Here is a 14,409-nt window from a genome sequence, read left to right as displayed (position 1 = left end):
GGGTTATGGGTTCTGAGTCCTTTCTTTCCCCGTAGGCAAATCAGCACGAATGAAACAGCAATGCCTGGTTTCGCAGCCGCGGCGCGGGGGCAGGCAGAGACCGACCGTCAGCTGTAGGCAGGAGTCTGGAGACTCGCGCCAGCGCGGGAGTATCAGGTAGCGTTAGAAGGCACGGGAGTAACTTCCGCGCCATAGGGGGCAGAAGAAGCAGAAGTAATGTGAGGCTGCCGCCTCATGGAAGCTGATAGCTTCCGCCATTATAGGTCCAAGTTGGAAACTTGAACCAGAGAAAGTGACAAACAAGCAGCAATGAACAATTAACACTTCTGCCCTTGACTGATGTGCGCAGCACGGGCTCGCCACAGGCTAGCGGACCAGCAACAGTTACCTGCAGAAACAGACAGAGCAAGTATAGGAAGTAGCAGGAGAGGAACAGAAACCAGTCCTGGCGGTGAGCGCCTCTGTTCATACGGTGCCGAAGGCAAGGCCGGAGGGCCTAGTTTTAACAGCAGTGCTCACCGCCAGGACGGGGCCCCGCGGCCGTGAGCGCTTACCGGAAAAGATGAAACAATACAGTGAGTGAGGCACTGTCAACAGCAGACCAGCCAAGGGAACAGCAGACCGCACATTGCCAAAGCAGAAGCAACAGCCAAACCCATCCCTTCAAAAGAAGAGACAACCCCTACACAAACTTTTTCTGTTTCCGGGCTGTTTTCGCGAAAACAGCCCGGAAACAGAAATCAGGCAATGCGGTTCGCCCGGGCCCGTAACACAAAATCAGCCAGCACCAACGCCGCCATAGCGTCTACAATAGGCACTGCCCGCGGCAACACACAGGGGTCATGGCGGCCTTTGCCTTGCAGCGTCACCTCCTGGCCAGCCTGGTCAATGGTGGTCTGCGGCTGCAGAATGGTGGCCACCGGCTTGAAAGCAACTTTAAAGTAGATGTCCTGCCCGTTGGAAATCCCGCCCTGAATTCCGCCGGAGTGGTTGGTGCGGGTACGCACGTTCCCTTCGGCATCTGTATAAAAGACATCATTGTGCTGGGAACCGTACATGCTCACCCCTTCAAACCCGCTGCCGTACTCAAACCCTTTTACAGCGTTGATGCTCAGCATGGCTTTGCCCAACTCGGCGTGCAGCTTGTCAAACACCGGCTCGCCCAGCCCGGCGGGTACGCCTTTCACCACACAGGACACTACCCCGCCAATGGTGTCTAATTTATCCCGGGTTTCCTCAATCAACTGGATCATGGCCTCTGCCGTCTCCGGGTGCGGACACCGTACAATGTTTCTGTCTACCTGGCTAAGATCTAGCTGCGAGTAATCAGCGGGGGCATGTATAGGCCCCACCTGTGAAACGTAGGCGGTGATTTCAATGCCCTGCTGCGCCAAAAACTTCTGCGCCAACACACCGGCCGCCACCCGGGCCAATGTTTCCCGGGCAGAGCTTCTTCCGCCGCCGCGGTGATCCCTAGAACCGTATTTGGCGGTGTAGGTAAAGTCTGCGTGCGAAGGCCTGAAGGCATTTTCTATGTGGGAATAGTCATGGCTTGCCTGGTCTTTGTTAAAAACGGCCATGGCAATGGGCGTGCCCTGGGTTTGCCCGTTGAAAATGCCTGAAAGAATCTGCACCTGGTCCTTCTCATCCCGAGGCGTGGTGATCTTAGACTGCCCGGGCCGCCGGCGGTCCAGCGCTGCCTGAATTTCCTCAACCGTGATAGGGAGCCCGGCCGGGCAACCGTCAACAATGACGCCCACAGCCGTGCCGTGTGATTCGCCAAACGTAGTGATCCTGAAGATGGATCCGTAGGTGTTACTCATTTCGTTGGAAGATAAATAGTATAAGCGCCACCACCCCCATGACCGCCAGTACCACGTTGGTGTACCGGCGAATCTCTTTGAATTGGTCTAAGCCAATGGGTTGGTTGCTCTCTGTGTCAATGATTTTGTAGAAGTTACCGGCATCCTGGGCGCGTATAAAGGCGTTCTGGTCTTCCTGCCCCCTTATTTTTACTTTAACCGAAGGCCGTAACGTGTCATACCGCGCCGTCTGCAAGTTAAAATACACCCACTGAAAATGCTCCCGCAACGGGTACTCCCCCGCCTGCCGCCCTACCATAAAGTACCGGAACGTCTTGCTCCCCCATATCCTGCCCTCTTGCAGCCGAACCTGCTGCCGCACCTCCGGCGGATAGATCTCTAACGTACTGGACACCCACTTGCTCTGCGGCATGGGCAAAGCCGAAATGTTGCCTTCCCCTTCAATCTGCATCTGGTACACCAGGTTTTGGTTCAGAGAGACCGTGTTGCGGGACAACTGCTCGCGCAGCCTGAACACCCCCACCGCCACCTGGTCCCGCAGGGGGTGCGGCGGCAACGGCCGCACCGTTACCGTTTTCTCTGAGGTGGAGTAGGTTTTATACTCCGGCAGCCGGTTCTGCCCCAGAAGGCTGGGGTTCTGCGCTATCTTGTATTTAACCATGCGCAGTCCCACGGCGGGGAACTTCAACGGTTGCGCCGTAATAGGGAACAGCACCGCCTCATGCAGCTTGTACCGGGTAAAACTCTTCTCCCCTACCTTTATTTTCTCTGGCTTTATCTCCTGCTGCTCCAGCACCTGCTCCAGCGTGCTCCGCTGCTTGAGCAGGCGGGTTATCTCCAGGATCTGCGGTTCAAACTCATAGAAGTCTACCAGGTTCAAATCTGTGTCTGCCACATAAAACCAGAGGGAAACCGGCACACTTTCCCCCACATAGACGCGTCCCTTGGGCAAATGCAGGGTAAGAAACGCGCTTTCCCTGACCTCTATAAACTCTGGGGCGCTGGCTACCACCGGGGCCGGGGTCAACGTATCCTGGTCCGGTGCCGCAGCAGACTTTATGCGTCCCTTCACCCCTGCGGCGGCAACAGATTTCCCATCAACCTGCAGGGTAAAGGGTTTCACAGTAAACTCCCCCTCTCTGAGGGGGGCGTATTGCTGGGTGATGGTGTACACCACAGTGGTTTTTGCACCAGTCCGGTAGGTAGAGGAGGAGACGCGCTGGGCACTTTTCTGCATACCCTCAATCTCTGGGAACCCCTCCACTTTTTCAGGTCTTTTAGCTGCCGCTTTCAAGGACACCGTAAAGTACTGGTCTAGCGGAAGCACCGTGGGCCCATATTCAATAGAGAGCCCCTGCGCCCACCCCACCTGGACCCACCACCACAAGCACCACAAAATCCCAATTCTTTTTTTCATTCTGTATCTGGGGAACCGCAAAAAGCGCCGTATTCTTCCTCCCCAAAAGGAGGGCTACCTCTCCTTTCCTTCAAATGAAGCACATCAGGTCAAAGAAAGCCAGAAAATTTGTGCTTTTCTTCTGTTTTCTGAAATCCGGTTGGCAGGGGAGCCTCGTAGGTCTCGTTGCTCCACCTGTAAAAGCAGGTGGAAAATATGGCCGCGGCGGAAGTAAACGATCTCCAAAGGCTCACTTTGTTTCACTTTCAAAGATTAAAACTATGGCAAAAAACACAACCGAAACCCCTAAGGGGGGCGCTTTTCAGGATCTTATGAATCCTTTGAACCGCCGCAATTTCCTCCGTTACACGGGAGTAGGCCTGGCGACGACTGCGGTTATCCTGACCGGCTGTGATGACGATGATGACTCTACGGTGATGAATGACGATGGCACCAACACCACAACCGTGAACCTTGGGTCTGGTGACATTGGCGTTCTGAACTATGCCTACGCCCTGGAGCAATTAGAAGCTGCCTTCTATACCGCGGTGGTGGCTCTGCCCAACTTCTCAACCCTGTTCCCCAGCGCTACTGAGAGACAAGTGCTGACTGATATCCGGAACCACGAGATTGCCCACCGTGAATTCTTCAAGAAAGCCATCACGGCTGCCGCCGCCAATCAAATCATCCCTGCGCTGACCCCCAACCTGCCGGCCAGCGCCCTGGCCAGCCGCACCTCCATTCTGGCCACCGCCAAAACGTTTGAAGACCTGGGAGTGGCAGCTTACAACGGGGCTGGCAAACTGATCTCCAGCGCCGGCGCCGCCTATTTGAGCATAGCGGGTAAAATTGTTTCAGTAGAGGCCCGTCATGCCGCTGAAATCAGAGACATGATTGAGAACGGCACCTTTGCCAGCGGCCCTGCCGGTATTACCGCTGGTAATATTGTAAATGCCAACGGCTTAGATGTAGCCTTAACGCCTGCACAGGTGTTAGCCGCGGCTCAGCCATTCATCAAAGAAACCATTAACGGAAGCAATTTACCAACCCAATAATCAGGAGAAAACGTCATGAACATCTTTAATATAATCAAAGAAATTGAGAAAGTAGACCCAGAGGTATACGATCGTTTAGACCCACGCCGGGCCGTGTTCAAACACTTTGGCGGCTTTGGCAAGAAACTAGCGGCGGCGGCTATTCCCATGGCGTTCGGTTCTATGCTGAACAAAGCGTATGGCCAAAGCACCACGTCTATCAGAGACGTACTGGAGTTTGCCCTGAAACTGGAGAACCTGGAGTACTATTTCTACCAGCAGGCGGCAGCCACCAGCCTATTCCCTACCCCGGCAGCCAAAACCGCGTTTGAAACCATCAGAGACCACGAGGAGGACCACGTAGCGTTTCTGCGCACGGCCATTACCGGTTTAAATGCCGGCGCCCCCACCACGTATACCGCCAATAGCTTTGACTACTCGGCGGGTGGGATCCTGACCAACACCTTTACCAACTACGGCACTATGTTAGCGGTAGCCCAGGCATTTGAAGACACCGGGGTACGGGCTTATAAAGGAGCTGCTCCTGCCCTCATGAGCAATGACACCGTGCTGCAGGCTGCATTGCAGATTCACTCTGTTGAGGCGCGCCACGCCGCCCACCTGCGCAGAATGCGGCGTGATGTGACAGGTGGCGTTCCTACCCAGAAGCCATGGATCACCATGAAAGACAGAGGTGGCTTGCCAGAAGCTTTCCAGGGGGTCTATAACGGGGAGGAGGCAACCACCCAAGCCGGTGTCACCATTACAGGTTCATTTGGAGGTGTCACGATTGATGCCAACGCCGCCTCTGAGGCATTTGATGAGCCACTAACGGTAGCAGAAGTGAACGCCATTGTGATGCCGTTCATCAGATAGCCTTCATTTAACGTCTGAACCTGTTGAGCGTATTCTGCTTGATCGCTGGCGCAGGCCTAAGCGGGTGCGGCAGGGGTAGATTGACGCCCTGTTTCTTGGCTGTTTTCTGAAAAGTAGCCCTAAAACGGCGGCACAAGCAACCACTTGCATATTAAAATGGAGACACCCTAAACAGATTCTCGGCAAAAAAAGGAAACCAACAGATTGGTTTCCTTTTTTTGTGCCCTTGTGGCAATTCATGATTCTTTTCCGGCATCAGGCACAGGCGTCTGCTTATGCCTTGGGCGAGATCCTGTTTTAGGGCTGTTTTCTGAAAAACAGCCCTAAAACGCACCCCCTTGCGCCAGACAATACCTGGCATGGCAGGGGATAAAACGCTCTGCACCGGTTCCTAATCAGATTTTTATAAGTACTTATTTTTAGAAAATTCAGTATAAAAACTACAGCTTTTGCTTCTTCTTCTACGTATAGTATAGTCCTTAAGAAAACACATTCACCATAGCACTATAAAACCATGTTAGAGTACGTGAAATTGATTTTGGACAAAGTGAGCTTTGATTCAAAACTGTTCGAGAAAGAGCTGAGAAAAAGCATGCGTATGCTGGTTCGCAATGAGTTGGAGACACTGCGCGATTGGTGCTACAACCGCTTTTCCGGCACTTACTGCAGCATCCTAGACAGGGTCTTCGGGAAGGTCATGGCTGCCTAGAGCGGCCGCACCACCGGCTACAAACGCAAGGTTGCGGGTAAGGCCCGCAAAACCGGTGCGTTTCACCGCCGACTTCCTGAAAACCTCCTGAAACACCTCATGGGTTAGCTCCATCCAATCATTCTTAGAGAGATGGAGCAACTCCGGGTGTGGGGCAAACGCCGGCTCCCGGTGCGGTGTGCTGAACCGGTTCCAGGGGCACACATCCTGGCAGATATCACAGCCAAACACCCAGTTCCCAAACTTCCCCTCCACCTCCTGCGGAATCTGGTCTTTCAGCTCAATGGTGAAATAAGAGATACATTTGCTGCCGTCTACCACGTACGGTTGGGTGATAGCGTCTGTAGGGCAGGCATCCATGCATTTGGTACAGGTACCGCAATAGTCTTTCACGGGGCCGTCCGGCTCCAGCTCCAGATCCAGGATCAGCTCGGCAATAAAGAAGAAGCTGCCTACCCCGGGCCTGATCAGGTTGCTGTTCTTGCCCACCCAGCCCAAACCGCTTTTCTTTGCCCAGACTTTGTCCATGACGGGAGCCGAGTCTACAAACACCCTTCCGCCTACCTCGCCTATCTCTTCCTGAATAAACCGGAACAGGGTTTTGAGCTTGTCTTTGATGACGAAGTGGTAGTCCTGCCCATACGCATATTTAGAAAGTTTAAACGTGTCCTGGGGCTGGGTTTCCTCCGGGTAATAGTTCAGCAGCAGGCTCACCACTGACTTTGCCCCGTCTACGAGCAGGCGCGGGTCTAGCCGTTTGTCAAAGTGGTTGGCCATGTACTGCATCTGCCCGTGCATGTTCTGGTTGAGCCAGTTTTCCAGCCGGGGGGCCTCTTCCTCCAGAAACTCAGCCTTAGACACACCGCAGTATTGAAACCCCAGCTCCAGGGCTTTCTGCTTGATGAGCTGCGTACGTTGAGGGACAAGATTGAACATGGGTGCCAATAGCAGTATAGCTACTGAACAAAATTGCGGAAAAAGAATTTCAAGAGCGGGGTATTTTCTGTTTTCGGCCTTTTTTTCTTAAAACAGGCCGAAAACAGAAGTTAAAATCCCTTCTGCTGCCAGGCGCTGGCGCCTCTTAGCCCGCAGTCTCAGCGCGCGCACCTGGCGGCTTGCACATTGGCAGAGAATTGGGCGGGTACAGGTTATTTCTGGCTGGCTTTGAACAGTTTCTGTTTTTCCTCCTTGGTGAGGCTCTCATACCCAGACACAGAGATTTTATCTAAGATCTGGTCAATTTCTATTTGGGAGGGGGTACCCGGGGCCACCGGTGCCCCAGTACCTTTATGGGAAGCGCTGGAGGAGGACCCGGCCGCGTACGGCCGGTTGGGGTTATGGTACGTGACTTTCAAGGGAGCCTTCCGTTTAAACAAGCCCCCAAAGAAGCCCAGGACCGCCTGCACCGGTTTGCCCATGTCTGAGCCCCGCTGCAGTTGCCTGATGTACAGAAAACCTAAGACGGCACCGCCAATGTGGGCAATGTTTCCCCCGGCGTTACTTCCCACGGCCCCTGAAATAGACAGCAGCACCATTACCGCGGCAATGTATTTGATCCTGATGGGGCCCAACAAAATAAGGTTGAAGGTATAGTTGGGCAGAAGCGTGGCCGCCGCCACCATCACGGCAATCACACTGCCTGAGGCGCCCATCATCAAAGAATCTCCCCGCATCTGCAGGTACGGGATGGTATTATACGTGAGCAGGTAGAACAGACCGCCCACCAGGCCGCCCAGCACATACAGGTTCACCAGTCTCTTGTCTCCCAGATACTCCCTGATCAGCATCCCGAACCAGTAGAGGTTGAGCATGTTGAACAGAATATGGAAGAACTCCAGATGGGTAAAGAAATAGGTAAAGAGGGTCCAGAAACGGAGGGCATACAGCGGCAGGAACGACGGAATGGCCAGAAAGGTCATCAGGTAATCAAATACGCCTCCTGATCCGCTGAGGGTCATAACGGTCCGGAGCACCACCAGCACCGCAAACACCACCACATTGATGAAAATGAGCTGGTGCAGGGCATTGTTGCCGCGGCTGAACGCCGATTTTATATCGTCAAAAATACTGGTCATAGTTAGTAGAAGTTTTTGCTGTTGCGCTGCCAGATCTTGAGCAGGATATACGCGAAGAGCATACCGCCCAGGTGCGCAAAGTGGGCCACATTGTCACCCGGATTACGTTGAAAACCAGCGTACAGCTCATACGCCCCGTACAAGAAAACAAAATATTTTGCTTTTATGGGAATTGGGAAGAACAGCAGCATGAGTTCTGTGTTGGGGAACAGGAACCCAAACGCCATCAAAATCCCAAAGACCGCCCCGGATGCCCCCAGCATAGGGTTGTCCAGCATAGATTCTGACATCTTCTGCGCAAAGGCCTTGGCCTCTGCAATCATCTGGGTATTGGTAGGGTTGCGGTAGAAATCAACCAGAAACGCCTCCAGAGATCTGGTGTCAAGGCCAGCCGTCTCCAGCAGGCGTTTAAAGTCAATAGGGTCAGGGTTCTGCAGGAACAGATTGGCCGCCTCCATTACCTGGCTGATCTCATAGTACCGCACCACAGAGTACAGCAGGCTGGCACCCAAACCGGTAATGAGGTAAAACGTAAGGAACCGCTTCTCCCCCCAATACCGCTCCAGCAGCGGCCCAAAGATGAACAAGCTGAACATGTTACTGAACAGGTGCCCAATGCCCCCGTGCATAAAAATGTGCGTCACAAACTGGTACGGCCTGAAATACTCAGACCTGATGTCATGCAGCGCAAACTGCTGCACCGGAAATAACCGGTCGCTCGCAAAAAACACGAGCACGTTGATGATGAGCAGATTGCGCACCATGGGTGTAATGGGTGGCATAGAATATTTTTAGTGGTTCTCGTCTGTTTTAAAGGTCGCTCTTATACAACAACACCTTCCTTTTTCTCCACTCTCATTTTATTTGAATTTGTAAGATTGCCTCTTCTTTCTCCTACGTCTTTCCTTGCTTCCTTTCCCTGCAATCTTTGCATTTCCCTACTTTTATCATTCCGGCTTTCCCCCTTTGGAACCTTAGCTTCGCCTTTATTTTTATCATCCTGAAAGGAGCTTAGGGAACAGTGGGCGAGCTAGAAAAGCGTGTAGTAACTGCCATTACCGTTTGCCAACAAGATCCTTTCAGGATGACAAGAAGGCGGGAATCTTTTACAGTAAAATTCTGCATCACCTGTTGCCTTTTCCCAATTCTATTCCTGTTTTCGGCCTGTTTTGGCCAAAATAGCCCGAAAACAGGAATTTGCTAGCTCTTCAAAAACAGCTCCTGCAACTGGCTGAGCTGCAGAATCACCAGCGTTTTCTGACCGCTGGGCGTGTAATTGGGCACCTGGCAGGCAAACAGCTGGTCTACCAGCGCGTTCATCTCCTGGTCGTTGAGGCGGCCAGTCAGCCGGGACGAAACGCGTTTGGCCATGGCCCGCGCCAGGTTCTCCTGCCGGTCTACTTTTAAACTGGACAGGTTGTTCTTATATTGTTCCAACAGCCCTTCAATCAGTTCCCGCTCATCGCGCAGCGGAATCTCTGCCGGGATTCCGTTCACGGCAATGGTGTTGGCCCCAAACTCATGCAGCACAAACCCCAGCGCACTGAACTCCTCGGCCAGCTCCATCACCAGCGAGAAATCTGAAGGCGATAACTGCAGCGTCTGCGGGAACAACAGTTGCTGCGAAGCCCCCGACCGTTTGCCCAGCGCCTGGCTGTATTTCTCGTACAGAATCCGTTCCTGCGCCGCCTGCTGGTCTACCATCATCAGGCCGCTCTTCACCTGTACCAGTATGTACTTCTGATGCACCTGCAAAGTTTTGGAACCGCCCATCATGCCCGCAGAAGCCGCCGGGAACGCCTCTTCGTCAGAGAACAGCTTGCTCTCCAGGTTGTTTTCAGCATTATTAGACTTTGCAAATTCCCGCAGGGCGGAAGGCGTGAAAAAACTCTCATCGCGCTCGCCAGAACCACTGCCGCCCCCGCCGCTGAACGCTTTGCTGGCAAAGGTAGTGGTGACCGGCTGTGACACCGGCGGCTCCGCCGAAGCTCTTGGTGCCCGGGCCGGGGCGGCCTCAAAATCAGTAGACGCGGGGAACTTCATGGGCTGCAGCGGAATATAGTTCACATCGGCCCCAAAGTCCAGCGAGGGCGCAATGTTGTGCAGCCCGAGGCTCTGTTTTACTGCCGCGCGCACAATGGCGTAGACCGTTTTCTCGTCCTCAAACTTGATTTCGGTCTTGGTGGGGTGCACGTTGATATCAATGGTCTCGGGCGCAATTTCCAGAAACAGGACGTAAAACGGAAAACTGTCTTTGGGCAGCAACCCTTCATAGGCGGTGAGCACCGCGTGGTTCAGGTACTGGCTCTTGATGAAACGGTTGTTTACAAAGAAAAACTGCTCGCCGCGGCTCTTCTTCGCGAATTCAGGTTTGCCGATGTAGCCCCGTATGTTCAGGAACGGCGTGTTTTCTTCGCAACTGGCCAGCTGCTCCTTGTACTCTTTGCCAAAAACGCTCACTATGCGTTGGCTCAATTTACCAGCGGGTAGGTTCATGACCTCCACCTCGTTCTGGTACAAAGAGAACGCAATCTCGGGATTGGCCAGGGCTACACGCTGGAACTCGTCCAGGATATGGCGCATTTCCACGGGGTTACTTTTCAGGAAATTCCGCCGCGCGGGCACGTTGTAGAAAAGATTCTTCACACTCACCACCGTGCCTTCGGCCATGGCCGTGGGTTCCTGTTTAATGACCTCATTGGCTTCAATGGTGAGACACGTGCCCAGCTCAGTTCCGCGCGCGCGCGATTTCAGCTCTACCTGCGCCACCGCGGCAATAGACGCCATGGCCTCGCCCCTGAACCCCATGGTCCTGATGCGGAACAGGTCCTCGGTGGTCTGGATTTTAGAGGTGGCGTGGCGCTCAAAGCACATGCGAGCATCGGTCTCGGTCATGCCCAGGCCGTCATCTACCACTTGAATGAGCTGCTTGCCCGCATCTTTCACAATGAGCTGAATACTAGTGCTGCGCGCGTCTACGCTGTTCTCCAACAACTCCTTCACCACGCTGGCCGGCCGCTGCACCACCTCACCGGCGGCAATCTGGTTGGCCAAATGCTCAGGTAGTAATCTTATAATATCTGCCATACAAACTTCCCTGCGTAGATTTCGTTAGCTTTTTGCCGGTGCCGCCGCGGTTCAAAACCGCTTTGGCTGCATTTTCTTCGGCATAAAAGCAAAATTTTAAGTAATATTACCAGCTTAAACAGCGACCTGAGGCCCCCTCCTGCCCACCCGCTCGCTCTTCTGTTTCTTACGGTGAAACCAAGGCAAACTGCCGTCTCCGTTGGGTAAGTTGAAGGGCGTTCTTGTAACGGTGAGGTTCCCAACAAACCTGTTTTGGGCTTGTTTTGGGAAAAAGAGGCGAAAAACGCCTAACGGCGGAACAAAGGTCGCGGCTTGGTTTCCTTCTGCGAAATTAGGCCTATGAAACAGTTATTCAAATTTTATTACGCGTTGTGAAATGCTAAGACAATATAGCCTGGGGCTGTTGGCGGTGGTGATGGGCGCCTGGTGGGCTTTGTCGGGGTTTACACCGGCGGGGCGGGCCAAGCCCAGCCTGCAGGAACAGCGTTGGGTAGACAGTGTGTACCAGAGCCTTACGCCCGACCAGCGGCTGGGGCAGCTGTTCATGGTGGCCGCGTACAGCAACAAACCGCAGAGCCATGTGCGCGAGATAGAAAATCTGGTGACCCAGTACGGCATTGGCGGCATCATGTTCATGCAGGGCGGTCCCGTGCGCCAGGCCAAGCTCACCAACCGCTACCAAGCCTTGGCCAAAACGCCGCTCCTGGTGGCCATTGACGCTGAGTGGGGCCTGGACATGCGCCTGGACAGCAGCATGCACTTTGCCAAACAGATGACCCTGGGGGCTTTGCCCGACGACCGGTACGTGTACCTTATGGGCCGCGAGATTGCGCTCAAGCTCAAGCGGCTGGGCGTGCACGTAAATTTCTCGCCGGTGGTAGACGTGAACAGCAATCCCAACAACCCCGTGATTGGAAACCGCTCCTTCGGCGAAAACAAGGAACAGGTCACCCAACGCAGCATTGCCTACATCAAAGGCCTGCAGGACCACGGCATTATTGCGGTGGCCAAACATTTTCCCGGCCACGGTGATACCAACACAGATTCGCACAAAACCTTGCCCGTGCTGCACCATGACCTGGCGCGGCTTTCTGACGTGGAATTGTACCCGTTCCGCCGCTCGTTTGACGCGGGCGTGATGGGCGTGATGGTGGCGCATTTGCACGTTCCCAAGCTGGATTCTATTGCCAACCGCGCTGCCACCCTTTCGCCGTACCTGGTGCGCGACTTGCTCAAAGGAAAGATGGAGTACGAGGGGCTGGTGTTCACCGATGCCCTGAACATGAAAGGCGTGACTCGCTACCACAAGCCCGGCGAGGTAGACGCGCTGGCCTTTATGGCGGGCAATGACGTGTTGCTCTTCTCTGAAGACGTGCCCAAAGCTATTGCCAGCATACGGCAGGCCGTGCAGGACAGCACTATTCAGGAAACCGAGATTGAGACGCGGGTGCGCAAGATTCTGCACGCCAAATATTGGGCGGGCCTGAACCAGTACAAGCCGGTTGATTTGGTAAACCTGTCGCATGAATTGAGTTTGCCCATGAGCCAGGTGCTGCAACAACAGCTCTATGAACAAGCCGTGACGGTGGTGGTGAACAAAGACAATTTGCTGCCGTTCCGGGTACTGGACACCACCGAATTTGCGTCGGTCTCCATTGGCACCGGCTACAACAACGCCTTCACCAAGACCCTGGACAAATACGCCCCGTTCAAGAAATTCTCGGTGAGCAGCCGCATTGCCCCCGACAGCGTGTATGCTACTATCAAGAAAGATTTGGCTGGGTCTGATGTGGTGGTTATTTCCCTGCATAACTTGAACAGCACCCCGGGCCGCAACTTCGGGATTTCCGGCACCGCCCTAGCATTCATTAAAGATTTGCAACGCGACCCTACCAAGAAAGTAGTAGTGGTGGTGATGGGCAACGCCTACAGCCTCAAGAACTTTGAAGACAGCAACTGGCTGGTGTGCGGCTATGAAGACAACGAAGTGGTACAGAAAGTAGTGCCGCAGGTGTTGTTTGGGGCACTTCCGGCCAACGGACGTTTACCCGTCACGGCTTCGCCGAAGTTTAAGGCCGGAGTTGGAGTACCGACGCCTTCGCTAAGCCGCCTGAAATACTCGATACCAGAAAGTGTGGGTATGAACTCCGCTACGCTTAAGCAGATTGACAACATTGCCTTGGAAGCCATTGCCTACGCGGCCACGCCGGGCTGCCAGGTGCTGGTGGTGAAAGACGGGACGGTGGTTCTGGACAAAGCTTACGGTTACTACACCTATGACCGCACGCAGCCCGTCACCGAGAAAACCATCTATGATTTGGCCTCTATCACCAAAGTGGCCGCCACGCTGCAGGCCGTCATGTTCCTGAATGACCAGGGTCGCCTGAACTTAGATGCCAAACTGGTCACCTATCTGCCCGAACTGAAAGGCACGAACAAAGCCAACCTGTTGGTACGGGACGTGCTCTTGCACCAGGCCGGTCTGAGCGCCAACCTCCCGTTCTGGCAGAGAACCTTGTTAGACGGCAAGCCGAACCCTATTTACTATGACACCCTGCGGTCAGAGGCATATCCGTTGGAAGTAACGCCTAATTTGTTCGCCAGCCGCCGGGTGGAGGATTCTGTCTGGACCTGGATTGTGAAATCTAACCTGGTGGGTAAGCGCTTAAACTCAGGAAAGTTTGAGTACCGCTATTCAGACATAGGCATGCACCTGATGAAGCGCGTGGCCGAGCGGCTCCTGAACCAATCCCTCCCCGACTTCCTGGAGCAGAATTTCTATTCGCCGCTGGGTGCCAGCAGCTTGACGTACAACCCGCTGAACAAATTTCTGAAAGAGCAGATCGCGCCCACGGCGAAGGATACCGTGTTTCGGAAAACGCAATTGCAGGGAACGGTGCATGATGAAAACGCCGCCATGCTGGGCGGGAAAGCCGGGCATGCGGGCTTGTTCTCCAACGCCAATGACCTTGCCATTCTCCTGCAGATGGATTTGCAGAATGGCAACTACGGCGGTCAGCAGTATTTCAGAACTCCTGTAGTCACCAACTTCGCGCAGAGCACCAGCCTGGACAACCGCCGCGGCTTGGGCTGGGACAAACCTGAACCCGAAGGAGACGGTCCCACCTCTGAACTGGCCCCGTTGAGTGCGTACGGGCACACCGGCTTTACCGGCACCGGTGCCTGGATTGACCCGGACAACAACCTCATCTATATTTTCCTGTCTAACCGCGTGCACCCGGAGTCAGAGAACAACAAGTTGCTCCAATACAATATCCGCACGCGTATTCATGACGTGGTGTATCAGTCGTTAGAGCAGAGCCAGTAGTTACAAAAAAGCGAAGCAATAGCAATAAGAAGAGGGAAGGTTAGAAACGGTCTAATTCTCCCTCTTTCTTATTAAGTAGTA

Annotated in this window: 10 protein-coding genes; 4 read left to right on the top strand and 6 right to left on the bottom strand. The window is 54.0% G+C overall.

The features are described from left to right. Window positions 1-740: 740 nt before the first annotated feature. Window positions 741-1,823, bottom strand: a complete 1,083-nt coding sequence (aroC, locus tag FHS90_RS01455; RefSeq protein ID WP_182511298.1) for a chorismate synthase — start codon at window positions 1,821-1,823, stop codon at window positions 741-743. Then, window positions 1,816-3,240: a BatD family protein gene (locus tag FHS90_RS01450; protein ID WP_182511297.1), complete on the bottom strand. Its 1,425-nt coding sequence runs from the start codon at window positions 3,238-3,240 to the stop codon at window positions 1,816-1,818. The genes aroC and FHS90_RS01450 overlap by 8 nt, the downstream gene beginning before the upstream one ends. Window positions 3,241-3,500: 260 nt before the next feature. Here FHS90_RS01450 and FHS90_RS01445 point away from each other — a divergent pair, with 260 nt between their 5' ends. From FHS90_RS01445 to FHS90_RS01435, 3 genes are all read left to right on the top strand, one after another. After that, the gene (locus tag FHS90_RS01445) at window positions 3,501-4,274 is read left to right on the top strand and encodes a ferritin-like domain-containing protein (protein ID WP_182511296.1); all 774 of its coding nucleotides are present in this window, start codon (window positions 3,501-3,503) and stop codon (window positions 4,272-4,274) included. A gap of 15 nt (window positions 4,275-4,289) precedes the next feature. Then, window positions 4,290-5,129, top strand: coding sequence for a ferritin-like domain-containing protein (locus FHS90_RS01440; RefSeq protein ID WP_066839591.1), 840 nt, complete (start codon window positions 4,290-4,292; stop codon window positions 5,127-5,129). A gap of 514 nt (window positions 5,130-5,643) precedes the next feature. Beyond that, window positions 5,644-5,838, top strand: a complete 195-nt coding sequence (locus FHS90_RS01435; protein ID WP_066839594.1) for a hypothetical protein — start codon at window positions 5,644-5,646, stop codon at window positions 5,836-5,838. Here the strand turns inward: FHS90_RS01435 and queG are convergent. The 4 genes from queG to mutL form a co-directional block, all read right to left on the bottom strand. Beyond that, window positions 5,803-6,774, bottom strand: coding sequence for a tRNA epoxyqueuosine(34) reductase QueG (queG, locus tag FHS90_RS01430; RefSeq protein ID WP_182511295.1), 972 nt, complete (start codon window positions 6,772-6,774; stop codon window positions 5,803-5,805). The two genes, FHS90_RS01435 and queG, sit on opposite strands and share 36 nt — an antisense overlap. Window positions 6,775-6,986: 212 nt before the next feature. Next, complete coding sequence (locus FHS90_RS01425) at window positions 6,987-7,913, bottom strand: rhomboid family protein (protein ID WP_182511294.1); 927 nt, start codon at window positions 7,911-7,913, stop codon at window positions 6,987-6,989. A gap of 2 nt (window positions 7,914-7,915) precedes the next feature. Then, a complete protein-coding gene (locus FHS90_RS01420; protein ID WP_066839598.1) occupies window positions 7,916-8,695 on the bottom strand; it encodes a rhomboid family intramembrane serine protease in 780 nt (259 codons plus the stop codon). Window positions 8,696-9,113: 418 nt separating this feature from the next. Continuing rightward, window positions 9,114-11,000 (bottom strand): DNA mismatch repair endonuclease MutL, encoded by a 1,887-nt coding sequence (gene mutL, locus FHS90_RS01415; RefSeq protein WP_182511293.1) that lies wholly within the window; start codon window positions 10,998-11,000, stop codon window positions 9,114-9,116. Window positions 11,001-11,376: 376 nt separating this feature from the next. On the opposite strand from mutL, the gene FHS90_RS01410 reads away from it, so the two are divergent. Further along, window positions 11,377-14,328, top strand: coding sequence for a serine hydrolase domain-containing protein (locus FHS90_RS01410; RefSeq protein WP_182511292.1), 2,952 nt, complete (start codon window positions 11,377-11,379; stop codon window positions 14,326-14,328). Window positions 14,329-14,409 lie beyond the last annotated feature (81 nt).

The sequence above is a fragment of the Rufibacter ruber genome, assembly GCF_014138425.1.
In the GTDB taxonomy this organism is placed as follows: Bacteria; Bacteroidota; Bacteroidia; order Cytophagales; family Hymenobacteraceae; genus Nibribacter; species Nibribacter ruber_C.
This window is presented reverse-complemented; position numbering and strand designations above follow the sequence as displayed.